Annotated in this window: 19 protein-coding genes and 5 tRNA genes; 16 read left to right on the top strand and 8 right to left on the bottom strand. The window is 72.5% G+C overall.

Annotated elements, in window-relative coordinates; all coding sequences use genetic code 11:
* Positions 1-367 precede the first annotated feature (367 nt).
* The 3 genes from AB0L56_RS08600 to AB0L56_RS08610 all read left to right on the top strand — a co-directional run bounded on the left by AB0L56_RS08600 (position 368) and on the right by AB0L56_RS08610 (position 2,682).
* The gene (locus tag AB0L56_RS08600; protein WP_365420442.1) at positions 368-1,537 is read left to right on the top strand and encodes a glycerophosphodiester phosphodiesterase; all 1,170 of its coding nucleotides are present in this window, start codon (positions 368-370) and stop codon (positions 1,535-1,537) included.
* A 77-nt stretch (positions 1,538-1,614) separates the two neighbouring features.
* Positions 1,615-2,127 carry a sigma-70 family RNA polymerase sigma factor gene (locus AB0L56_RS08605; RefSeq protein ID WP_365420445.1) on the top strand — a complete coding sequence of 171 codons (513 nt, stop codon included), beginning with the start codon at positions 1,615-1,617 and terminating at the stop codon, positions 2,125-2,127.
* A gap of 57 nt (positions 2,128-2,184) precedes the next feature.
* The gene (locus AB0L56_RS08610) at positions 2,185-2,682 is read left to right on the top strand and encodes a GNAT family N-acetyltransferase (protein WP_365420693.1); all 498 of its coding nucleotides are present in this window, start codon (positions 2,185-2,187) and stop codon (positions 2,680-2,682) included.
* Here the strand turns inward: AB0L56_RS08610 and AB0L56_RS08615 are convergent, their stop codons facing one another.
* Together AB0L56_RS08615 and AB0L56_RS08620 are read right to left on the bottom strand one after the other, a co-directional pair.
* Positions 2,683-3,111: a hypothetical protein gene (locus AB0L56_RS08615; RefSeq protein ID WP_361037280.1), complete on the bottom strand. Its 429-nt coding sequence runs from the start codon at positions 3,109-3,111 to the stop codon at positions 2,683-2,685. It abuts the gene before it with no gap.
* A gap of 1 nt (position 3,112) precedes the next feature.
* The gene (locus tag AB0L56_RS08620) at positions 3,113-3,472 is read right to left on the bottom strand and encodes a hypothetical protein (protein WP_365420447.1); all 360 of its coding nucleotides are present in this window, start codon (positions 3,470-3,472) and stop codon (positions 3,113-3,115) included.
* Between the two features lie 625 nt (positions 3,473-4,097).
* Between AB0L56_RS08620 and AB0L56_RS08625 the strand changes: the two genes are divergently transcribed.
* The 8 genes from AB0L56_RS08625 (at position 4,098) to AB0L56_RS08660 (ending at position 15,109) form a co-directional block, all read left to right on the top strand.
* Positions 4,098-5,135: an ATP-binding cassette domain-containing protein gene (locus tag AB0L56_RS08625; protein ID WP_361037276.1), complete on the top strand. Its 1,038-nt coding sequence runs from the start codon at positions 4,098-4,100 to the stop codon at positions 5,133-5,135.
* Positions 5,132-5,869, top strand: a complete 738-nt coding sequence (locus tag AB0L56_RS08630) for a methionine ABC transporter permease (RefSeq protein WP_365420450.1) — start codon at positions 5,132-5,134, stop codon at positions 5,867-5,869. The genes AB0L56_RS08625 and AB0L56_RS08630 overlap by 4 nt, the downstream gene beginning before the upstream one ends.
* A gap of 65 nt (positions 5,870-5,934) precedes the next feature.
* Positions 5,935-6,762 (top strand): MetQ/NlpA family ABC transporter substrate-binding protein, encoded by an 828-nt coding sequence (locus AB0L56_RS08635; protein WP_361037272.1) that lies wholly within the window; start codon positions 5,935-5,937, stop codon positions 6,760-6,762.
* Positions 6,763-6,894: 132 nt separating this feature from the next.
* Complete coding sequence (locus tag AB0L56_RS08640) at positions 6,895-7,533, top strand: GNAT family N-acetyltransferase (RefSeq protein ID WP_361037270.1); 639 nt, start codon at positions 6,895-6,897, stop codon at positions 7,531-7,533.
* Positions 7,534-7,660: 127 nt separating this feature from the next.
* Positions 7,661-8,872 carry a precorrin-6y C5,15-methyltransferase (decarboxylating) subunit CbiE gene (cbiE, locus tag AB0L56_RS08645; protein ID WP_361037268.1) on the top strand — a complete coding sequence of 404 codons (1,212 nt, stop codon included), beginning with the start codon at positions 7,661-7,663 and terminating at the stop codon, positions 8,870-8,872.
* A 368-nt stretch (positions 8,873-9,240) separates the two neighbouring features.
* A complete protein-coding gene (cobT, locus tag AB0L56_RS08650) occupies positions 9,241-12,882 on the top strand; it encodes a nicotinate-nucleotide--dimethylbenzimidazole phosphoribosyltransferase (protein WP_365420455.1) in 3,642 nt (1,213 codons plus the stop codon).
* A gap of 174 nt (positions 12,883-13,056) precedes the next feature.
* On the top strand, positions 13,057-14,289 hold the full coding sequence (gene cobA, locus AB0L56_RS08655) for a uroporphyrinogen-III C-methyltransferase (protein ID WP_365420457.1): 1,233 nt from the start codon (positions 13,057-13,059) through the stop codon (positions 14,287-14,289).
* A gap of 1 nt (position 14,290) precedes the next feature.
* Complete coding sequence (locus AB0L56_RS08660; protein ID WP_365420460.1) at positions 14,291-15,109, top strand: RNA methyltransferase; 819 nt, start codon at positions 14,291-14,293, stop codon at positions 15,107-15,109.
* A 38-nt stretch (positions 15,110-15,147) separates the two neighbouring features.
* On the opposite strand, the gene AB0L56_RS08665 is transcribed toward AB0L56_RS08660, so the two are convergent.
* Positions 15,148-16,449 (bottom strand): protein kinase, encoded by a 1,302-nt coding sequence (locus tag AB0L56_RS08665; RefSeq protein ID WP_365420462.1) that lies wholly within the window; start codon positions 16,447-16,449, stop codon positions 15,148-15,150.
* Between the two features lie 443 nt (positions 16,450-16,892).
* Between AB0L56_RS08665 and AB0L56_RS08670 the strand changes: the two genes are divergently transcribed.
* From AB0L56_RS08670 to AB0L56_RS08680, 3 genes are all read left to right on the top strand, one after another.
* The gene (locus AB0L56_RS08670) at positions 16,893-17,072 is read left to right on the top strand and encodes a hypothetical protein (RefSeq protein ID WP_184765605.1); all 180 of its coding nucleotides are present in this window, start codon (positions 16,893-16,895) and stop codon (positions 17,070-17,072) included.
* Between the two features lie 634 nt (positions 17,073-17,706).
* The gene (locus AB0L56_RS08675) at positions 17,707-18,624 is read left to right on the top strand and encodes an aminoglycoside phosphotransferase family protein (RefSeq protein WP_365420466.1); all 918 of its coding nucleotides are present in this window, start codon (positions 17,707-17,709) and stop codon (positions 18,622-18,624) included.
* 99 nt (positions 18,625-18,723) lie between these two features.
* Positions 18,724-18,990 (top strand): zf-TFIIB domain-containing protein, encoded by a 267-nt coding sequence (locus tag AB0L56_RS08680; RefSeq protein WP_361037256.1) that lies wholly within the window; start codon positions 18,724-18,726, stop codon positions 18,988-18,990.
* 44 nt (positions 18,991-19,034) lie between these two features.
* Here AB0L56_RS08680 and AB0L56_RS08685 read toward each other — a convergent pair.
* The 5 genes from AB0L56_RS08685 to AB0L56_RS08705 form a co-directional block, all read right to left on the bottom strand.
* A tRNA-Val gene (locus AB0L56_RS08685) sits at positions 19,035-19,106 on the bottom strand.
* Between the two features lie 43 nt (positions 19,107-19,149).
* Positions 19,150-19,221: transfer RNA gene (locus AB0L56_RS08690), tRNA-Val, on the bottom strand.
* Positions 19,222-19,240: 19 nt separating this feature from the next.
* Positions 19,241-19,312: transfer RNA gene (locus tag AB0L56_RS08695), tRNA-Val, on the bottom strand.
* Position 19,313: 1 nt separating this feature from the next.
* A tRNA-Cys gene (locus AB0L56_RS08700) sits at positions 19,314-19,387 on the bottom strand.
* 37 nt (positions 19,388-19,424) lie between these two features.
* Positions 19,425-19,497 (bottom strand) — tRNA-Gly (locus tag AB0L56_RS08705).
* 165 nt (positions 19,498-19,662) lie between these two features.
* Here AB0L56_RS08705 and AB0L56_RS08710 point away from each other — a divergent pair.
* Positions 19,663-20,715 (top strand): chorismate-binding protein, encoded by a 1,053-nt coding sequence (locus tag AB0L56_RS08710; RefSeq protein WP_365420470.1) that lies wholly within the window; start codon positions 19,663-19,665, stop codon positions 20,713-20,715.
* Entirely contained in the window at positions 20,712-21,533 is an 822-nt protein-coding gene (locus AB0L56_RS08715) for an aminodeoxychorismate lyase (RefSeq protein WP_361037252.1), read from the top strand. Before AB0L56_RS08710 ends, AB0L56_RS08715 begins: the two co-directional genes overlap by 4 nt.
* Positions 21,534-21,541: the final 8 nt, after the last annotated feature.

Raw genomic sequence — 21,541 nt, forward strand, 5'->3', positions numbered from 1 at the left:
GCAGGTGAGGACATTACTCGCGGCCCGGGTGGTTGCGCACATCGGGCTCATGGGAGTTCACCGAGGTCTTACTCACTCTTGACCCGGGTTCACCTGCGGTGCCTGTCCGCCGGCGGCGCGCAACACGGCCGTCACGCTGTGACGTACCTCGCCGGGACCGGCACCCCCGCACGCGTGCCCACCCCCGGACGGGCCAACCGGACGAGCCGTCACATCCCCGCCGGAATACGCCAGACGTACGTCATCCACATGAGGGGCACCCGGCCGTGCGACGTCACCCGTATGTTCGGTCCGGGGTCTCCCGCAGATCACCTACACCCACCTACGATCGGCCCGCACCGGACGAGCCGACACCAGGAGGACACTCATGGCCATGCGGGAGTCGAAGGAACGGACGGGCGGGACCGGGCGGCGTGCCCTCCTCGGCGCGGCGGTGCTGGGCGCCTCAGGAACGGTCCTCGGTTCGAGCGGCACGGCGAGAGCCGCCGACGCCCGGCACGACGGCGGCAGGGGGCTGAGCAGCCTTCCCGTCCCGACGATCATCGGCCACCGGGGGGCCAGCGGGTACCGGCCCGAGCACACGCTCGGTTCCTACCAGCTGGCCCTCGACATGGGCGCGGACGTCGTCGAGGCCGGCGACCTGGTGCCCACCAAGGACGGTCACCTCGTCTGCCGGCACGAACCGGAGATCGGCGGCACCACGGACGTCGCCGACCATCCCGAGTTCGCCGGCCGGCGGACCACCAAGACGCTGGACGGCGTCTCCGTCACCGGCTGGTTCACCGAGGACTTCACCCTCGCCGAACTGAAGCGGCTGCGCGCCGTCGAGCGCATCCCCGCCAACCGCCCGCACAACACCCTCTACAACGGCCGTTGGGAGATCCCCACCTTCGAGGAGGTGCTGCGCTGGCAGGACGAGCAGACCCGCAAGCGCGGCAGGCAGGTCTGGATCTACCCCGAGACCAAGCACCCCACGTACTTCCGGGGCCTCGGCCTCGGTCTCGAGGAGCGGGTCGCGAAGATCCTGCGCAAGCACGGAAAGCACCGCAGGAACTCGCCGGTCATCCTCCAGTCGTTCGAGCCGACCGGCGTCCAGCGGCTCAGCAGGCTCGTGGAGAACCCGCTCGTGGTGCTGCTGTCCGGCGCGGACACGCGCCCCTGGGACTTCGTCGAGTCGGGCGACCCGCGCACCGTCGCCGACCTCATCACCCCCAAGGGCCTGCACGAAATCGCCTCGTACGCGCAGGGCATCGGCCCCACCCTCGACCTGGTCATCCCGCGCGACGCGGGAGGCAGGCTCACCGAGCCGACCAACCTGGTCCGCGACGCCCACCGGGCCGGCCTGATCCTGCACCCCTACACGATGCGCAACGAGAACCCCTTCCTGCCCGCGGACTTCCGCAAGGGCACCGACCCCGACGCCTACGGTGACGTCTTCGGCGCCTACCGGACCTACTTCGCCACCGGCATCGACGGCGTCTTCACCGACCACCCGGACACCGGGCTGCTGGCCCGCGAGGACTTCGTCAACGACTGACGCGCCGTGCCCCCGGTGGGGGTGAACCATCGGCCGCCTTGGGCAACCCTGCCCGGGGCGGCCGCGTCGTTGCGCGTATGACACACGAGCCGGTCATGGCGTACGAGCTGGTCGTCTTTCTCCGTCCGCTGCTCAGCGCGGAGGCCTCGGCCGAGGCACCGGGCTGCGGGGCCGACGCGGGCGATCTCGAACAGGCGGTCTGGCTGCGCCTGCTGGAACGCCTGGGCACGGACGGCCCGCCGCCGGACCCGCCGGGCTGGCTGCGCCGGGCCGTCCGTACCGAGGCCCGCCGTACCCGCCGTACCGCCCGCCGGGAAACGGCGCTGACCGGCGAGCCCGCGGACGCCGGCCATCACGATCCCGAACGCCTCGCACTCGCCGCCGCCCGCCGCCGCGCCCTGCGGGACGCCGTACGGCGGTTGCCCGGCCGCTGCCCGCGGCTGATGGAGGCGCTGCTGTCCCCGGGGGATCCGACATACCGGGAAATCGCAGGGGAGTTGGGTATCTCACAAGGCAGTCTCGGCCCGGAACGTTCCAGATGCCTGGGATGTCTACGTCGTTTGCTCACACCGGAGGTTGCGGCGCGCTGAGGACGGGGATAGGAGTGAGGAACGACAGGTGATCAGGTGAGCGGGAGGCATGCGCACATGGGCATGAGCGTGACCATCTCTGCGGCCGCCGGGCAGGACGCGGAGCAGATCTTCAGGTTGCAGTACCTGTGCTTCCAGAGCGAAGCGGCGCTCTACGGCAACTACCGCATCGACCCCCTCGTCCAGACCCTTGACTCGGTGCGCGAGGAGGTCGCCGGCGACTGCGTCTTCGTCGCCCGGCTCGGCGACGAGATCGTCGGCTCGGTGCACGGCAGGATCACCGAGGACGGCGCCGCCGCGATCGGCAAGCTCTGCGTCCACCCCCGCCTCCAGGGGCACGGCATCGGCGCCCGTCTGCTGAAGGCCGCCGAAGCCGCCCTCGCCGGCGAGCGCGGAGCCCGGACGTTCCGCCTGCACGCCGGGCACCGCAGCGAGAGCAACCTGCGCCTGTACAGCAGGGTCGGCTACCAGCGGGTGGGCACCTCCCAGGGCGCGGACGGCGTACCGATGATCGTCCTGGAGAAGAAGGCGGAGGAGTACGCGACGACCGCCTGATCAGTCCCCGGACCGCCGCGGCCGCGCCCGGCGCAGCCAGTAGACGGCGGTCAGGGGCAGCAGCACGGGAATGAAGAGGTACCCCATCCCGTAGTCCGACCACACGGTCGCGTCCGGGAAGGCGGACGGCTCCACCAGCGTCCAGGTGCCGACGGTCAGTACGCCCACGAGCTCGGCGGCGCAGCACACCAGCGCCGCCCTGCGGGCCGTCTCCCCGCCGCGGACCAGGGTGTAGGTGATGAAGCCGTAGACCACCCCGGCCAGCGCGGAGAGCGTGTACGCGAGTGGCGCCCGGTCGAACTCGGTGGCGATCTGGTACGCGGAGCGCGACACCGCGCCGACGACCATCACCCCGTACAGCCACACCAGCAGCAGTCCGGGCCCGCCGATCAGCCGCGTCCGCTGCGGCTCGTCCTGCGTCGCGGCCATCTCAGCCTCCCCAGATGTCATACAGCCGCACCTCGAGCACGGCCAGCACGACCCCGCTCGCGGAGACCGTGAGCGATCCCCAGCGGGAGCGCTCGCCCAGCGACAGGAAACCCGCCGCCGGGACGCACGCGAACGAGCCCAGCAGATACGCCACGAAGATCGTCGTGCCCTGCACCGGCTTCTCGCCCCGGGCCAGCTGCACGATCCCCACGATCAGCTGCACCAGCGCCACCAGCGTGACCACGGCCATCCCGATGAAGTGCCAGTCCTTCGTCGGCTGATCACGGTAGGCGGCCCAGCCGCACCAGGCGGCCAGCGACAACGCGGTGACACCGGTCACCAGCGTCAGGACATCAAGCATGCCAGCGACCTTATTACGCCGGAAAAGCCCCGGTGCGCCCGCCCCCGGCACCGTCCGGGCCGCCGCCCTCGCGAGCCGCACGGCCGGCCGCGCCGCCGGCACGACCACCGTGGCCTTGGCCACAACCCACCGGCGCACGAGCCGGCCGGGGACCTGGTGGTCAAGGACCTCCCGGCCTTGTCCGCACTGGTCACGGACGGGGCAGTGGAGATCTCCGTACGCCCCTGACGTGCGCGTGCCGCTGTCCACGGCTGTCCAGCATCCGGACGGCCGGGACAGTTGAGGACCAAACGTCTGCTTTACTGATCGCATGACCACGACGAGCGACCGCATCCCTGCGACCGAGGCGACCATGACGCCCGGTGCTCGTTGTATGTGTCAGAGCCGAATGTGCGCCTTCTAGAGGGCCCCCGCACCAGCTGAGCCTCGCGCCCCGAAGCGAGAGCCCGCTCGCGTCCGTCCGCATGACCCGCATGCGTGATGGGCCGACGCCCCCGCGCGCACGATTCCCCACGGTTTCCTCCGCCGTGTCCGAAGAGCCGTGCCGCCCGGCTGCTTTCGACCCTGAATGCCTCGTGCCCGGCGCCCACGACGCGCCGCGCACTCGACAGTGACGGATATCCACGTGATCACCACCTCGGGCCTCACCAAGGTCTACCGCTCACGCGGCCGCGAGGTCACCGCCCTGGACGGCGTCGACCTGCACGTCCGCGAAGGCGAGGTCTACGGCGTCATCGGCCAGTCCGGTGCCGGCAAGTCCTCCCTCATCCGCTGCGTCAACCTGCTGGAACGCCCGACGTCGGGCACCGTGACCGTGGCCGGCCAGGACCTCACCGCCCTCGCCGGGCGCGGCCCGCGCGCCGGCCGGGAACTGCGGCAGGCGCGCAGCCGCATCGGCATGGTCTTCCAGCACTTCAACCTGCTGTCCTCGCGCACCGTGCAGGACAACGTCGAACTGCCCCTGGAGATCCTCGGCATCTCGGGGAAGGAACGTTCCCGCAAGGCGCTGGAACTGCTTGACCTGGTCGGCCTCGCCGACAAGGCCAAGGCCTACCCCGCCCAGCTCTCCGGCGGACAGAAGCAGCGCGTCGGCATCGCCCGCGCCCTCGCCGGCGACCCCAAGGTGCTGCTCTCCGACGAGGCCACCAGCGCCCTCGACCCGGAGACCACCCGCTCGATCCTGCAGCTTCTGCGCGACCTGAACCGCCGGCTCGGCCTCACCGTCCTGCTCATCACCCATGAGATGGACGTCGTCAAGCAGGTCTGCGACTCGGCCGCCCTCATGGACCGGGGCCGCATCGTCGAGTCCGGCACGGTCGGCGACCTGCTCGCCACCCCCGGCTCGGAGCTGGCCTCCGCACTCTTCCCGGTCGGCGGCGAGGCCTCCGGCGACGACCGCACCGTCCTCGACGTCACCTTCCACGGCGACAGCGCGACCCAGCCGGTCATCTCCCAGCTGTCGCGCACCTACAACATCGACATATCGATCCTCGGCGCCGCCATCGACACCGTCGGCGGCCTCCAGGTCGGCCGGATGCGCATCGAACTGCCCGGCCGCTACGAGGACAACGTCGTACCCGTCGGCTTCCTGCGCGAACAGGGCCTCCAGATCGACGTCGTAGACCGCGACCGGCCCACGCTGGTGAAGGAGGGTGCCAAGTGACCTGGTCCGAGATGCAGCCGCTGCTCGAACAGGCGTGTATCGAGACGCTGATGATGGTCGGCTGGTCCACCGTGATCGCCGTCGCCGGCGGCCTTCCGCTCGGCATCCTGCTCGTCCTCACCGACAAGAGCGGACTGCTGCCGAACACCGTGGTGAACAAGGTCATCGGGCAGACCGTGAACATCGGCCGCTCGATGCCGTTCATCATCCTCATGGTCGCCCTGACGAGCTTCACCCGCTGGATCACGGGCACGTCCATCGGCAGCGAGGCCGCGATCGTGCCGCTCGCCATCAGCGGCATCCCCTTCTTCGCGCGCCTCGTGGAGACGGCCGTGCGGGAGGTCGACCACGGGCTCGTCGAGGCCGTACAGGCCATGGGCGGCAACACCTGGACGATCGTCCGCAAGGTCCTCGTCCCCGAGTCGCTGCCCTCCCTGATCGCCGGCACCACCACCACGGTCATCGCCCTCATCGGCTACTCGGCCATGGCCGGTGCCGTCGGCGGCGGCGGTCTCGGAGACTTCGCCGTCCGCTACGGCTACCAGCGCTTCGACAGCGGACTGATGTGGATCACCGTCGCGATCCTCGCCGTGGTCATCTCCGTCATCCAGTTCGCCGGCGACCTCGCGGCCCGCGCCCTGCACCGCCGCGGCGCCCGCTCCGGACCCGGCCCGAAGCTGCGGCTCCTCAAGGCCGAGGAGCCCGCCGCGGCCGACGTCGGCAAAGTCGCGTAACTCCCCCCAGAACTCCCCGCACCCCGGGGTCGTACCACCGCACCACCCAAGGAAAGGCACTTTTCGTGCGTAACACCGCCAAGATCACCACCGCTGTCCTCGCCACCGGAGCCCTCACCCTCGGGCTCACCGCCTGCGGAGCCGGCAAGGACGCCGCCTCGGACACCTCCGGCCCGCTGATCGTCGCCGCGAGCCCCGTGCCGCACGCCGAGATCCTCACCTTCGTCAAGGACAACCTGGCGGAGAAGGCCGGCCTCGACCTCGAGGTCAAGGAGTTCACCGACTACGTCACGCCCAACACGGCCACCGAAGACGGCTCCGTGGGCGCCAACTTCTTCCAGACCCAGCCGTACCTCGACGACTTCAACAAGAAGAACGGCACCCACATCGTGTCCGTCGTCGACGTCCACCTGGAGCCGCTCGGCCTCTACTCCCACAAGGTCGACAAGGCCGAGGGGCTGAAGAAGGGCGCGACCGTCGCGATCCCCAACGACACGGTCAACGAGGGCCGCGCCCTGCAGCTGCTCGCCGCCAACGGGCTGATCACCCTCAAGGACGGCGTCGGCACCGCCGCGACCCCCGGCGACATCACCAAGAACCCCAAGGACCTGAAGTTCAAGGAGCTGGAGGCGGCCCAGACCCCCCGCTCCCTGGAAGACGTCGACGCGGCGGTCGTCAACGGCAACTACGCCATCGAGGCCGACCTGAAGCCCGCGAAGGACGCCCTCGTCCTCGAGCAGGCCAAGGACAACCCGAACAACAACCTCCTCGCCGTCAAGGAGGGCCAGGAGGACGACCCGCGCGTGAAGAAGCTCGCGAAGCTCCTCACCTCCCCCGAGGTGAAGAAGTTCATCGAGGACAAGTACGCCGGTTCCGTGCTCGCCTCCTTCTGATCCGGCCCGCCCGCCGCCCGTCGGGGCCCCTCCCTGCGCAGGGAGGGGCCCCGTGGTGCGGTTCAGTGCTTTCATGCTGCATGCTGGGCAGTTCAGCAGCACCCGACGGTTCCTCAGGTTACGGAGCGGCGCATGACGAGCACCTTCCCCGACATCTCCATCAGCACGGAGCGGTTGGTGCTGCGTCCCCTCGACACGGACGACGTCCCCGCCCTGGCCGCGATGATGAACGACGAGCAGGTCGCCGCCTGGACGGCCGTCCCGCAGCCGTTCACCGAGGACGGCGCGCGCACCTGGATCACCGAGTACGCGCCCACCGAACGGGAGTCGGGCCGCGGCCTGGACCTCGCCGTCGCCGAGTTCCTCACCCAGCGCCTCGTCGGAGTCGTCCAGCTGACCAAGACGAACTGGCACATCCGCTCCACCGAGCTGTCGTACATCGTCGCCCCCTGGGCCCGCGGCGAGGGCTATGCCTCCGAGGCCGCGCTCGCCACCGCGCAGTGGCTCTTCGGCGACCAGAAGTTTCAGCGCATCGAGCTGCGGACCGCGGCCGACAACACCGCCTCCCAGCAGGTCGCCCAGAAGATCGGCTGCATCAGCGAGGGCGTGCTGCGCAACGCCTGCATAGCCCGCGTCCGCACCGACGACGGCGGCTGGAGCGAGGTACGGACCGACTACATCGTATGGAGCCTGCTGCCGGAGGACATCGAGGGTGCGGACGGTCAACTGGCCGACACCGGTGGGTTCACCACCTACACGGACTGGAACTGATCTCCCGGAGCCCGCTGCCGGCCCCTCCCGCCGAAGCGGTCCGTGGCCGCACCAGGTAATCTCAGCAGACCCGCCCCGAGCGGGACAGCCGACGACGACCTGCGCAAACCCCAGGAGACTGACGACGATGGCCGACCGGGTCACGGTGATCGGCTGGGACGGTTCGCCGCTGACCGATGCGGCCCGCGCCGCGCTGGGCGCCGCCACGCTGGTGGCCGGCGCCGCCCACCATCTGGCTCTCCCCGAAGTGCCCGCCGGCGCCGAACGCATCCGGCTCGGGTCCGTCGCCCTCGCCGCCCGCCGTATCGCCGCCCACCGCGGCACGGCCGTCGTCCTCGCCGACGGTGACCCCGGCTTCTTCGGCGTCGTACGGACCCTGCGCGCACCGGAGTTCGGCCTGGAGGTCGAGGTCGTGCCCGCTGTCTCCTCCGTCGCCGCCGCCTTCGCCCGCGCCGGAATGCCCTGGGACGACGCCCACGTAGTGGTCGCACATCCCCGCACCCTGCGCCGCGCGGTGAACGTATGCCGGGCCCACACCAAAGTGGCGGTTCTCACCTCACCCGGCGCCGGACCCGCCGAACTGGGCCTGCTCCTGGAGGGGATCCACCGCACCTTCGTCATCTGCGAGGAACTCGGCACCCCGCGGGAGCAGGTCAGCGTCGTGACCTCCGACAAGGCCGCCGACCACACCTGGCGCGATCCCAACGTCGTCATCGTCATCGGCGGCACGGCCGCCACCGGCGAATCCGGCGGCTGGATCGCCGGACGCGACCCGTCGCGCGGCCCGCGCGGCTGGACGCTGCCCGCCGAGGAGTACGGCGGCGAACTCGGCGAGGGGGAACGCGAACCCCTGCGCACCTCCCAACTCGCCCGGCTGGGTCCGCGCCTCGGCGACCTCGTCTGGGACATCGGCTGCGGCAGCGGCGCCTTCGCCACCGACGCCGCCCGGGCCGGCGCCGCCGTCATCGCCGTCGACAGCGACCCGCGCGCCTGCGCCCGCACCGACTCGGCCGCCCGTCGGCAGGGAGTCCAGCTCCAGATCGTCCACGGCACCGCCCCGCACGTACTGGAGAACCTCCCGGAGCCCGACGTCGTCCGGGTCGGCGGCGGGGGAGCGGCCGTGGTCTCCGCGGTGGCGGACCGCCGCCCGCAGCGCATCGTCGCCCACGCCGCCACCCGGGACGAGGCGGAACTCATCGGCCGGGACCTGACGGAACACGGCTATCAGGTCGAGTGCGCCCTGCTGCAGTCCGTCGAACTCGACACCCGGGCCTGGACGGAGAAGGAACGGAGCGTCGCCTTCCTGCTCAGCGGGGTGCTGCCCGCGCGCGGCAACTGATCCGATGACCGTCCCCGTGATCGGAATGTCGTACCGCGCGCGGTAGGCTGGCCGATCGTTGTACCGCGCCGGACGCCCGACGCTTCGTCGGCCAATGTCCGGAAAACGCGCCCGTTTTGGGGTGGGTCGTGGTACGGCAGGAACCCGAGGACGCGCAACGTGGCGCAGTCCACAGCGGAACCGTCGCCGATCAAGCTGACGCGACGGCCGTGCGACCGCGAGAATGCGAGTGAATGGCTTTGTCGCCTTTTTCGGGCGGGCCGTTCGTGCCGCTGGGGACGCACGCTCGTTCTTCAGTGTGGGGCGGTCGGTGCGCCGTTCCGGGTGAGCTGGTCGTAGGAGCACTAACCGATGGGCGAGGGGTACGCATGACCGACACCGGCCAGGTCCCGGGCGAGGGACTGCCGGAGAACGCAGGCATGGTGGAGCAGCCGGGCGTCCCCGCGCCCGACGCGTACACCTACCTCTCCGACAGTTCTGCCGAGGACGAGGACCTGTTGCTGCCCGGCGCCCAGGGCGCCTGGGGCAACGAGATCGCTCCGCCCGCACCCGAGCCGGTCGTGGAGACCGTGCACGAACCGGGCCCGCACGAGACGGCCGGCCGCGACAGCGGCTCGGTCGACCTCGGCGGCGTCCGGCTCCCCGCACCGGACCGGCCGGAGACCGCCCCGGCCGCGCCGCGCCGCCCGCTGCACCTCGGCCCGCCCATCCCCGACGTCTCCGCCAGCCCGGTCCGCTCCCTCGCCGACCGCGGCCCCGCGGACCTGCCGATCCGCCAGGCGGCCTCGCCGACCCTCGGCCCCGAGTACCTCGACATCCCGCGCGCGCGGGAGGCGGCCGCACCCCAGGCGGCGGCGCCCTGGGGCGCGCAGGCCACGGTGAGTGCGGGGGCGCCGGCTGCCGAAACGGTTATTCCGTCGGCGGAGCCGATCGATGCGGCCCAGAGTGTCGTCACCCGCGTCGCGACGGAGGCGGTCGCGGTACAGGACACGGAGGGCGCGGGGGTCGCGGAGGGTGCGGGGGTCGCGGGGGTCGCCGTCACCGAGCCCGGGGCGCAGTACGCGCAGGTGCCTCCGGCGTCGTCGGGCGGCGAGGCGCCGGGTGCGGGGGTACCGGGTGCGGGATCCGATACGCCGGTTGCCGTGCCGGAGCAGAGCGTTGCGGGGGAGACGTCCGAGGCGGTCCCGACTCCGATTGCGGAGGGCTTCGCGGCCGCCGAGGTTTGCGCGGAGGCCACCGTGCCCGGGTACGCGCCGGGTGCCGAGGCGCCGGGGGCCACTGAAGTTCCGTCCGCGGAGGATGCGGCTCCGGAGTACGTGTCGGAGCCGGACGCGGCACCCGTGGCGCCGGAGCCCGTCCAGGCGGTCGAGACGCCGGACACCGGCCGGCCGGCGGACGCCGTGGCCGACAGCGTGGCTCCCGCCGGAGCCCCCCAGGACGCCGAGGCACCGGGCGGCGCTGTCCCGACACCGGACGTGACCGAGGCCGCGGAGGCCGCCGCCACGGAGCCCGCCGTGCAGGAGCCGGAGGTGCCCGAGGACGCGACGGTGCCCGGGACCGCCCCGGTGCAGGAGGACCCCCACGCCGTTCACGTACCCGGCGCCGAAAACACCGCGCCGGGCGCGCCGGAGCCCGCCCCGGTGGCCGAGGAGCCCGGTGCCGCTCAGGTGCCGGACGCGGACACCGTCGCGGGGACTGCCGCGCCGGAGTACGCCCACGCCGACGACGTACCGCAGGCACCGGCCCCCGAGAGCGAACCTTCCCCGGACACCGCCGCACCGCTCGAGGTTGCCGTCGCCGGTCCGGACACCGCCTCGCCTATTGCCGAGGCGGCCCCCGCCGCACCGGAGCCTGCCGAATACGCCCCCGGAACGACGGACGACGCAGCCACCGCCGAGGCACCCGCGCCGCCCCAGACCCCCGTGGCCGACGGCCCGGACGCTCCCACCACCGTTACAGATGCGGGCCCCACACCGCCCCCGCCCGGCCCCAACCCGGTCCAGGGTCCCCAGCAGGCCCCCGACACCCCGCTCCCCGGCACCGTCCCCCTCGTGCCCGAGCCGGACCAGCCCCTCGGCAGGTTCGTTCCCGTGGACGGCACGGTGCCCACCGGACCGCAGCTCGCGCCGACCCCGCCGCAGGGCGTGAGTGTCCCCGGGGAGGAGCCCCAAGAGGCGGCCGGCCCCGACGTCGTAGCCGATCCCGAGCTCGCCCAGGACCCCGACGACCTGGACACCCAGGGCGCCGGTGTCGAGCCGGAGGCGGCACCGCCCGCCGGTCCGGCCGCCCCCGGGTACGACGACGCCGAGCGCGAGGCCGTGCTCAAGGTCATGCGCGAGCGCCGCGACATCCGCAACGGCTTCCGCAGCGACCCCATCCCGCACGAGGTGCTGCTGCGCGTCCTGGAGGCCGCCCACACCGCACCCTCCGTCGGCCACTCGCAGCCCTGGGACTTCGTCGTCATCCGCTCCGCCGAGACCCGGCGCGCGATGCACGAACTGGCCATGCGCCAGCGCGAGGCGTACGCCAAGTCCCTCCCGAAGGGCCGGGCGAAGCAGTTCAAGGAACTGAAGATCGAGGCCATCCTCGACACCCCGGTCAACATCGTCGTCACCGCCGACCCCACCCGCGGCGGACGGCACACCCTCGGCCGCCACACCCAGCCCCGCATGGCGCCCTACTCCTCCGCGCTCGCCGTGGAGAACCTCTGGCTCGCCGCCCGCGCCGAGGGCCTCGGCGTCGGCTGGGTCAGCTTCTTCGACGAGCGCGAGATGGTGCGCGCGCTGGAGCTGCCCGAGCACCTGGAGGTCGTCGCCTACCTGTGCGTCGGCTACGTCGACGAATTCCCGGCCGAGCCCGAGCTGATGCAGGCCGGCTGGTCCAAGCGCCGCCCCCTGTCCTGGGTCGTGCACGAGGAGACGTACGGCCGTCGCGCCCTGCCCGGAGAGGACCCCCACGACCTGCTCGCCGAGACCGTCGCACAGATCCGCCCGCTGGACGCCAAGGCCCTCGGCGAGGCGTGGGAGCGCCAGAAGCGCATGACCAAGCCGGCCGGGGCGCTCGGCATGCTGGAGATCATCTCCGCCCAGCTGTCCGGCCTGTCCCGCCAGTGCCCGCCGCCCATCCCTGAACCCGCGGCCGTCGCGATCTTCGCCGGCGACCACGGGGTGCATGCCCAGGGCGTCACCCCCTGGCCGCAGGAGGTCACCGCCCAGATGGTGGCCAACTTCCTCGGCGGGGGAGCGGTCTGCAACGCCTTCGCCGCACAGGTGGGTGCCGAGGTCTGCGTCGTCGACGTGGGTGTCTCCTCCGACCTCCCGGCCACGCCCGGACTGCTGCCGCGCAAGATCCGCCCCGGCACGGCCGACATGACCACCGGTCCCGCGATGACCCGCGAGGAGGCCAAGCAGGCCATCGAGGTCGGCATCGAGACCGCCCGGGACCTGGTGGCGGCCGGCAACAAGGCGCTGCTCACCGGCGAGATGGGCATCGCGAACACCACCGCGTCCGCCGCCCTCATCTCCGTCTTCACCGGCGCCGACCCGGCGGAGGTCACCGGCCGCGGCACCGGCATCAACGACGAGACCCTCGCCCGCAAGACCGAGGTAGTGCGCCGCGCCCTCGAACTCCACCAGCCGGACCCGGCCGACCCGCTCGGAGTCCTCGCCGCCGTCGGGGGCTTCGAGCACGCGGCCATGGTCGGCCTGCTCCTCGGCGGGGCCTCGCTGCGTACGCCGGTGATCCTGGACGGCGTCAGCGCCGGTGCCGCCGCGCTGGTGGCCCGGGCCATCGCCCCCGAGGTCCTGGCCGCCTGCATCGCGGGCCACCGCAGCGCGGAGCCCGGCCATGTCGCCGCCCTCAACAGGCTGGGCCTGCGCCCCCTGGTCGACCTCGACCTCCGCCTCGGCGAGGGCACGGGGGCACTGCTGGCCCTCCCGTTCGTGCAGAGCACGGCACGGGCCATGCACGAGGTGGCGACCTTCGATTCGGCCGGGGTGACGGAGAAATAGCCCTGAGCGGCTGTGCGCGGCCGTTCCGCGGGGCGGAACGGAACGGCATGGGGCGGGTGTGGGGGAAACACCACACCCACCCCCTTGCCACGCGCACATAAAATTCCCACGTCAGGCTCGCTCCGACGCCGCAGCGCGCCCGCTGACCCACCGCTTGTCCGAGGAGCCTCCCTGATGGCCGAACACCCCGCCTACCCCGTAGGCCTGCGCCTCACCGGCCGCCGCGTGGTCGTCCTCGGCGCCGGCCAGGTCGCCCAGCGCCGCCTCCCGGCCCTCATCGCCGCCGGAGCCGACCTCCACGTCGTGTCCCCCGAGGCCACCCCCTCCGTCGAGGCCATGGCGGACGCCGGCGAGATCACCTGGCACCGGCGCCCCTACGCCGAGGGCGACCTCGCGGACGCCTGGTACGCCCTCATCGCCACCAGCGACCCCGACGCCAACTCCGCCGCGTCCGCCGAAGCGGAGCAGCACCGTGTCTGGTGCGTCCGCGCCGACGACGCCGACGCGGCCACGGCCTGGACCCCGGCCACCGGCACCAGCGAGGGCGTCACCGTGGCCGTCCTCACCACCCGGGCGCGCGGCCGCGACCCCCGCCACACCGCCGCCATCCGCGATGCCGTGGTAGAAGGCCTGCGCGACGGCACCCTCGTCGCCCCGCACCACCGCACCCGCACCGCGGGCGTCGCCCTCGTCGGCGGCGGCCCCGGCGACCCCGACCTGATCACGGTGCGCGGCCGCCGCCTGCTCGCCGAGGCGGATGTCGTCATCGCCGACCGGCTCGGCCCGCGCCACCTGCTCGCCGAACTTCCGCCGCACGTCGAGGTGATCGACGCCGCGAAGATCCCCTACGGCCGTTTCATGGCCCAGGAGGCCATCAACAACGCGCTGATCGAACACGCCCGCAAGGGCAAGTCCGTGGTCCGCCTCAAGGGCGGTGACCCGTATGTGTTCGGCCGCGGCATGGAGGAGCTCCAGGCACTCGCCGAGGCGGGCATCCCGTGCACCGTCGTCCCCGGCATCTCCAGCTCCATCTCGGTCCCGGGCGCGGCCGGCATCCCCGTCACCCACCGCGGAGTGGCGCACGAGTTCACGGTGGTCAGCGGCCACGTCGCCCCCGACGACGAACGCTCCCTCGTCGACTGGCCGTCGCTGGCGAAACTCACCGGCACCCTCGTCGTCCTCATGGGCGTCGACAAGATCGGCCGGATCGCCGAGAGCCTCATGGCGCACGGCAGGTCCCCGGATACCCCGGTGGCCCTGGTCCAGGAGGGCACCACCGCCGCCCAGCGCCGCGTCGACGCCACACTCGCCACGGTCGCCGAGACCGTCGTCGCGCAGGAGGTCCGGCCGCCGGCCGTCATCGTCATCGGCGAGGTCGTCGCCGTGGGCCCGCGCGGGACGGCCTGACATGGCCGAGCCCATCATCGTCGAGGACCCGGACGACCCGCGTCTGCACGACTACACCGGCCTGACCGACGTCGAACTGCGCCGCCGACGCGAGCCCGCCGAGGGCCTGTTCATCGCCGAGGGCGAGAAGGTCATCCGCCGCGCCCGGGAAGCCGGCTACGCCATGCGGTCCATGCTGCTGTCGGTGAAGTGGGTCGACGTCATGCGGGACGTCATCGACCGGTCCGACGCCCCGGTGTACGTGGTGGACCCCGCGCTCGCCGAGAAGGTCACCGGCTACCACGTGCCCCGCGGCGCCCTCGCCTCCATGCAGCGCACCCCGCTGCCTCCCGCCTCCGAGGTGCTCCGGACCGCCCGCCGGGTCGTGATCATGGAGTCCGTCAACGATCACACCAACATCGGTGCGATCTTCCGCTCGGCGGCCGCACTCGGCATGGACGCCGTCCTGCTCTCCCCGGACTGCGCGGACCCCCTGTACCGGCGCAGCGTGAAGGTCTCCATGGGCGCGGTCTTCTCCGTGCCATACGCACGGGTGGAGGCCTGGCCCCGGGGGCTGGAGTCGGTGCGCGAGGCCGGGTTCCGGCTGCTCGCCCTCACCCCCGGCGAGGGGGCCAGGGCCCTGGACGAGGTGGCACCGCACCGCATGGACCGGGTCGCCCTGATGCTGGGCGCGGAAGGCACCGGTCTGTCCGCCCGGGCCCTGGCCGCCGCCGACGAGCGGGTGCGCATCCCGATGTCGCACGGCGTCGACTCCCTGAACGTGGGAGCCGCCGCTGCGGTCGCCTTCTACGCGGTGGCCACGGGGCGTCCGCGGGAGTAGGCGGCATCGGTGGCTTCGGCGGGTGTTCTCAGCCGCTCTCAGCCGGGGCCCTGGCAGCCCTGGACCAGCGCGATGCCCAGGGCGACGACCAGCGTCACGACGACGAACACGAACAGCCGCTGCCGGAGCAGGCGGGGGTTGGCCGGGCGCAGGCCGGTCCCCGTCGTCCGGGGGCCCGGGCGACGGGCGCCGCTGCCGGACCGCGTGGTGCTCCGGGACGCCGGGGTGGGGCGCGAGCCATTCCGGGACGGTGTGCCTCCGCGCGGGGAACCGTCGCGGGCGGGGCCACCGCCTCGCGAAGGGGGCACGGTTCGGTTCTTGCGCCCGGGGGACGAGCCGTCGTTCCGGGATGCGGGGCCGCGTCCGCGTGGGGGTGGGGTTCCCTGTGTTCCCTGCCCGCTCTGCCCACCTTGCCGGCGCTGTGCCCGCTCCGGGTAGGTGTCCGCGAGGCGTCCGGTGGGGCGGTCCGACTCGGGGGTGCGTGGCGCGGGCGGTCGGACATCGGCGAGGCCCTGCGCCTCCCGCGCGGCGATCTCCTTGAGCCGCAGCGACAGTTGGAGCGTGCTGGGCCGCTCCTCGGGGTCCTTCGCCAGGCACGCGCGGACGAGCGGGGCCAGCGCGTCCGGTACACCGTGCAGTTGGGCCTCCTCGTGCACCACCCGGTACAGCATCACCTCCGAACTGCCGTGCCCGAAGGGGGAGTCGCCCATCGACGCGTACGCGAGGGTGGCACCCAGCGAGAAGACGTCCGTGGCCGGGGTGACGGTCGCCCCGCGCACCTGCTCCGGGGCGAGGAAGCCGGGCGAGCCGACCGCCGTACCGACGTGCGTGAGGGTCGAGGCGCCCGTTGCCCAGGCGATGCCGAAGTCGATGATCCGCGGCCCCTTCGGGGACAGCAGGATGTTGGACGGCTTGAGATCGCGGTGCACCACACCGGCCTCGTGCACGGCGACCAGTCCCTCGGAGAGCGCCGCGCCGACGGCGGCGACCTCGGCCGCGCCGAGCGGCCCCTCCCCGGCGACCTTGTCGTGCAGCGACGGGCCGGGCACGTACTGCGTGGCGAACCACGGCCGGTCCGCGTCGAGGTCGGCGGCGACCAGCCGGGCCGTGCAGCCGCCACGGATGCGCCGGGCCGCCGAGACCTCGCGGGCGAAACGTGAGCGGAACTCCTGGTCCTCCGCCAGATCGGGACGGATGACCTTCAGCGCGACCCGCTGCCCCTTCTTGTCGGAGCCCAGGTAGACCACACCCATCCCGCCCGCGCCGAGCCGTCGGTGAAGCCTGAAAGAGCCGACGACGCGCGGGTCCTCGCGCCTCAGGCGCATCATCGCCATGTTCATCCCCGCTGCCCGGTCCTGTGACGTGCCACAGCTTACGTTTCCACAGCGGCCGGTGCGCAGAGGCCGCGCCCTCCCGAACCGATCGATTGTCAGGGAGCGTACGGGCAGGCCGGGTTCGCACGGCGGGTGATCCCAACCACCCGACGCCGCAGGGGGATTGATCACGTGAGGGGTGGTCGCAGTGAGCGAAGTCACCCGGACCGGGGCTGGAGCGGGCGGCGCTTCGGGGATGTCCCTGAGACGTAGGACCCCGTCTCCACCCAGGGGAGTACAGCGCAGGTCACAGCTCATCCTCCGGGAGGCCCGGCAATCGGTACGAGGGCATGACGCCCGGGGAGTGGCGGGCGCCTAGATTTGAGGTCAAGCGGCGGGTGCGGTACTCGTCCCCCGAGGTCAGACGCCCGCCGCTGCCAAGGACAACAGAACGGTCAGGAGAAGGGGCCATGGCGCACACGGCACCGCGGACAGCGATCCGCACGCGGGAGCGCGGCGAGGGCCGGCGTCATCCGCTGGTGGCGACGCTGATGGCCCTTCCCTTGGCGGTCCTGCTCCTCCTCGTCTTCGACGGGTGGGAGACGGTGACCACACAGGCGTCGTCCGTGGGCGAGATGCTGGGGCGCTGATCCAGCGACCCCAGGCCCGGAAGAGCGGTCCGGGCGGGGACATCCACCCATGAAACCCCGTGGGGACGGGGGTGCGGCGGACGGCAAAATGCCGGCGCAGCTGGGGAGCTGCGCCGGCATTGCTTTCGTCTGCGGCGCAGCTGTCGCTGCCGCCCACGGCGGGTGGGTGGTGCGGGGCCGGGCCGTGGGTGTCCGTCCTCGGACTGGCGCGACTGTGCCTGTTGATGAAGCCGAGGGCACGGCCGCGCCAGCCACTGCGGGCGAACACCCCCACCCCGCACCCCCACCCCGTCCCCTCCCGTGCTCCGCGGGCAGTCGCGCCGCCACTCCCGCGCCCATGCCGCGATCCGCGGGCAGCCGCCCTCCGCGGGCAGCCGCTTCCGCGGGCCGCTGCCGCCCTCCGCGGGCAGTCGTGCCGCTGGGGCGGCACGGGTGGGCGCGACGGCACCCTGCTTGCGCCGGGCTGCGCAATCACCCCCCGGCCAGCACCCACCCCGTGCACCCCGCTCGCACCGGTCCGCGTGGACCACCCCCGGCCCCCCTCACCCCGGGGCACCCCCTCTGCGCAGGTCCGCGCGGACCACCCAGGCCATCCATACAACCCCGCCCGGCAGGCCCCCGTACCCTCACCCCCGTGACCACGGACCTCCTCCCCGCGCTGACAGCGCACGCCGCGACAACGGCCCACGCCCGCGCACCCCACCCGTGTCCCTGCACAGCAGCCACCCTCACAACCCGCGACGACACCACCGTCGTCCGCCACGCCGACACGGTCGCCAAGGCCCACGCCCCCGGCACCGACCCCGCCCACCTGGGCCTCCGTGTCACCACCGCCGCCCGACTCCCCGGCATCCTCCTCCCCCCACTCGCCCCGACGCCCGTCGAACTGCACGGACGGTTCGTCACCCTCTGGCCGTACGGCATCCCCGTCGACCCGGACGACCCCGAGGCCGCCCCCTGGGAGCCCGCGGCCGTACTCCTCGCCCACCTCCACCGCACCGCACCCCCCATCGCCGTACCCCCGATGCGCGGCCCCGCGAAGGCCGCCCACGCCGTCGACCGCCTCCGGGCCACCGCCCCCCGCCACCCCGGCACCGCACCGATACTGCGGGCCTGGTCCGCCCTCCCGCCCTGGGCCCGCGGCGAGGCCCCCATGCCGGACGCCACGACCCTCTGCCACGGCGACTTCCATCTCGGCCAGCTCATACGCCACCCGGCCCCCGACGGCCCCTGGCTGCTGATCGACGCCGACGACCTCGGCACCGGCGTCCCCGCATGGGACCTGGCCCGTCCAGCGGCCTGGTTCGCGTGCGGACTGCTCGCCCCCGACGAGTGGCACCGTTTTCTGACCGCCTACCGCGCGGCCGACGGCCCCGCCGTACCCGCCGACGGTGATCCCTGGACCGTGCTGGACGTCCCGGCCCGCGCCCTCACGGCGCAGACCGCCGCCCGGGCCATCACCAAGGCGGTCCTCGCGGAGCGGCCGCTGGACGAAGGGGAGCAGGAACTCGTCGACGCCTGCGGGCGCATGCCGTCCTCCCCGCCGGATTGAGCCAATTTCGCGACGTAGGGTGCAACCGACCCGCGCCCGGGCGGAGTCTGTCCTGGCGATACGCGAAGCGGGAACGACCGGCGAGGAGTTGAACCGATCATGCAGTGTCCGAAGTGCCATGCCCCCATGCACACCTACAACCGCAACGGTGTTCAGATCGAGCAGTGCAGCGGATGCCGAGGGATCTTCCTCGACTACGGCGAGCTGGAGTCGCTGACCCGCCTGGAGTCCCAGTGGGCCCCGCCCGCACCTCCCGCCCCCCAGGCGCACCCGGCCCCACAGCCGCCCGCCTGGGGCGCCGGTCACGGCGGCCACTACGGTCACCGCCGTCACAAGAGCTTCGGGCACATGCTCTTCTCCAGCTGACGCACGCCGAAGCCCCCGGTCGCAGGACCGGGGGCTTCGAAGTGTGGACGATACTGGGATTGAACCAGTGACCTCTTCCGTGTCAGGGAAGCGCTCTCCCGCTGAGCTAATCGTCCTCGGGACTACGATCGCTCAACGGAGCGGATCATGGGCACTGCGTGCGCGATACTGGGATTGAACCAGTGACCTCTTCCGTGTCAGGGAAGCGCTCTCCCGCTGAGCTAATCGCGCGGGGGATCCGGAGATCCAGTGGACGATACTGGGATTGAACCAGTGACCTCTTCCGTGTCAGGGAAGCGCTCTCCCGCTGAGCTAATCGTCCTTGGAGGTGGAGACGGGATTTGAACCCGTGTAGACGGCTTTGCAGGCCGTTGCCTCGCCTCTCGGCCACTCCACCAGGAGTGCAGGGGACCGTGAAGCCCCCTCTTCCTTCGAGCGGACGACGAGGCTCGAACTCGCGACCTCAACCTTGGCAAGGTTGCGCTCTACCAACTGAGCTACGTCCGCCTGTCGTTTCGGTCGGCTTGCGCTTCCCGGCGACGAACTGAACTCTAGCGGATTCCGGGGCCAGTACAAAAACCCGTTTGTCCAGCGTGCTGCGCTGCGCCTGCTCACGGACGTGCCGACGGGCGTGACCACGTCACCCAAGCATGCCCGCCATAGACTCGTCACGTGCTTGACCTCCCGCCTCTTGCCCGTTTCGGCCGGCGCCTCGCCACCGGGCTCCTCGACGTCACGGACGACCCCGCGGCCCTGGACTCAACGGGCTTCTGGGCGGTCGTCGCGGACTTCGAGGGCCGGCTGACCTGTGCACGCTTCCGTGACGTCCGGGAGCGGCCGGTCCCGGCACCCGTACCGGGGGCCTGGCGGGGTCCCGCGGCCGGTGACTGGACGTCCTCCCTGGACCGCGCCGCATACACGGCGGGCGTCCGCCGCATACGGGACCACATAGCCGCCGGCGACGTCTACCAGGCCAACCTCTGCCGTGTGCTCTCCGCGCCCGTGCCGCCGGACGCCGACGTGGACGCCCTGACCGCCCTGCTGGCCCGGGGCAATCCGGCACCGTATTCCGGAACGATCCGGCTGCCCGGGCACGGCGTGGAGATCGCCACCGCGTCACCCGAGCTGTTCCTGCGCCGGGACGGGTCGGCCGTCGAGTCCGGGCCGATCAAGGGGACCGGCCGGACCGAGGCCGACCTGCTGGAGAAGGACTACGCCGAGAACGTCATGATCGTCGACCTGGTCCGCAACGACATCGGCCGGGTCTGCCGCACCGGAACGGTGACGGTGCCCGATCTGTGCGCCGTGGAGAAGCACCCCGGGCTGGTCCACCTCGTGTCGACGGTGCGCGGCGAGCTGCGAGCCGGTGCCGGCTGGCCCGAGCTCCTCGGCGCCGCCTTCCCGCCCGGCTCCGTCACCGGCGCCCCCAAGTCGAGCGCCCTGCGGATCATCGACGCCCTGGAGACGGCGCCCCGCGGCCCCTACTGCGGAGGAATCGGCTGGGTCGACGCCGATCACGGCACCGGTGAGCTGGCGGTGGGCATCCGCACCTTCTGGATCGACCGGGGCCCGGACGGCGCCGCCGTCCTGCGGTTCGGCACCGGCGCCGGCATCACCTGGGGCTCCGACCCCGAGAGGGAGTGGCGGGAGACCGAACTGAAGGCCTCCCGGCTGCTCGCGGTAGCGTCGGGAGTGTACGAGGTGAGTGAAGGGACCCAGCGGTGAAGATCTGGCTCGACGGCGGGCTGCAGGACATCGAGTCCGCCCGTGTCTCCGTTTTCGACCACGGACTGACCGTGGGCGACGGCATCTTCGAGACGGTGAAGGCCGTGGACGGACGCCCGTTCGCGCTCACCCGGCATCTCGACCGGCTGACCAGGTCGGCCCGGGGTCTCGGACTGCCCGACCCCGACCTCGACGAGGTCCGCCGCGCCTGCGCCGCCGTCATCGAGGCCAACCCCATGCCGCTCGGCCGGCTGCGCATCACCTACACCGGCGGCCACGGCCCGCTCGGCTCCGACCGCGGCGAGCAGGGCCCGACCCTCCTGGTCGCCCTCGGCGAGACCAGCCGCCGCCCCGACTCCACCGCAGTCATCACCGTCCCCTGGACGCGCAACGAGCGCGGCGCGCTCACCGGCTTGAAGACCACCTCGTACGCCGAGAACGTCGTCGCGCTCGCCCGCGCGCGGGAACGAGGCGCCTCCGAGGCGCTGTTCGCGAACACGGTGGGGCAGCTGTGCGAGGGCACCGGCTCCAACGTCTTCGTCGTTCTCGACGGAGAGATCCACACCCCGCCGCTCGCCTCCGGCTGCCTCGCCGGAATCACCCGCGCCCTGGCCGCCGAATGGACCGGCGCCAAGGAGACCGACCTGCCGCTGGACGTCCTGGAGCGGGCCGAGGAGATCTTCCTCACCTCGACCCTGCGCGACGTGCAGGCGGTGCACCGCGTCGACGACCGCGACCTGTCCGGCGCGCCCGGCCCGGTGACCGCCAAGGCCATGCGCATCTTCGACGAGCGTTCCGGGGCCGACCTCGACCCGTGAGCGGGGGC

Source organism: Streptomyces sp. NPDC052079, from assembly GCF_040680275.1.
Classification (GTDB): Bacteria; Actinomycetota; Actinomycetes; order Streptomycetales; family Streptomycetaceae; genus Streptomyces.

Bases quoted from the DNA above. Each gene is read 5' to 3' on its own strand.
- AB0L56_RS08600 (WP_365420442.1), top strand. From the start codon at position 368: ATGGCCATGCGGGAGTCGAAGGAACGGACGGGCGGGACCGGGCGGCGT.
- AB0L56_RS08605 (WP_365420445.1), top strand. From the start codon at position 1,615: ATGACACACGAGCCGGTCATGGCGTACGAGCTGGTCGTCTTTCTCCGT.
- cobT (WP_365420455.1), top strand. From the start codon at position 9,241: ATGACCGACACCGGCCAGGTCCCGGGCGAGGGACTGCCGGAGAACGCA.
- AB0L56_RS08665 (WP_365420462.1), bottom strand. From the start codon at position 16,449: ATGAACATGGCGATGATGCGCCTGAGGCGCGAGGACCCGCGCGTCGTC.
- AB0L56_RS08670 (WP_184765605.1), top strand. From the start codon at position 16,893: ATGGCGCACACGGCACCGCGGACAGCGATCCGCACGCGGGAGCGCGGC.
- cobA (WP_365420457.1), top strand. From the start codon at position 13,057: ATGGCCGAACACCCCGCCTACCCCGTAGGCCTGCGCCTCACCGGCCGC.
- AB0L56_RS08640 (WP_361037270.1), top strand. From the start codon at position 6,895: ATGACGAGCACCTTCCCCGACATCTCCATCAGCACGGAGCGGTTGGTG.
- AB0L56_RS08680 (WP_361037256.1), top strand. From the start codon at position 18,724: ATGCAGTGTCCGAAGTGCCATGCCCCCATGCACACCTACAACCGCAAC.
- cbiE (WP_361037268.1), top strand. From the start codon at position 7,661: ATGGCCGACCGGGTCACGGTGATCGGCTGGGACGGTTCGCCGCTGACC.
- AB0L56_RS08620 (WP_365420447.1), bottom strand. From the start codon at position 3,472: ATGCTTGATGTCCTGACGCTGGTGACCGGTGTCACCGCGTTGTCGCTG.
- AB0L56_RS08660 (WP_365420460.1), top strand. From the start codon at position 14,291: ATGGCCGAGCCCATCATCGTCGAGGACCCGGACGACCCGCGTCTGCAC.
- AB0L56_RS08615 (WP_361037280.1), bottom strand. From the start codon at position 3,111: ATGGCCGCGACGCAGGACGAGCCGCAGCGGACGCGGCTGATCGGCGGG.
- AB0L56_RS08610 (WP_365420693.1), top strand. From the start codon at position 2,185: ATGGGCATGAGCGTGACCATCTCTGCGGCCGCCGGGCAGGACGCGGAG.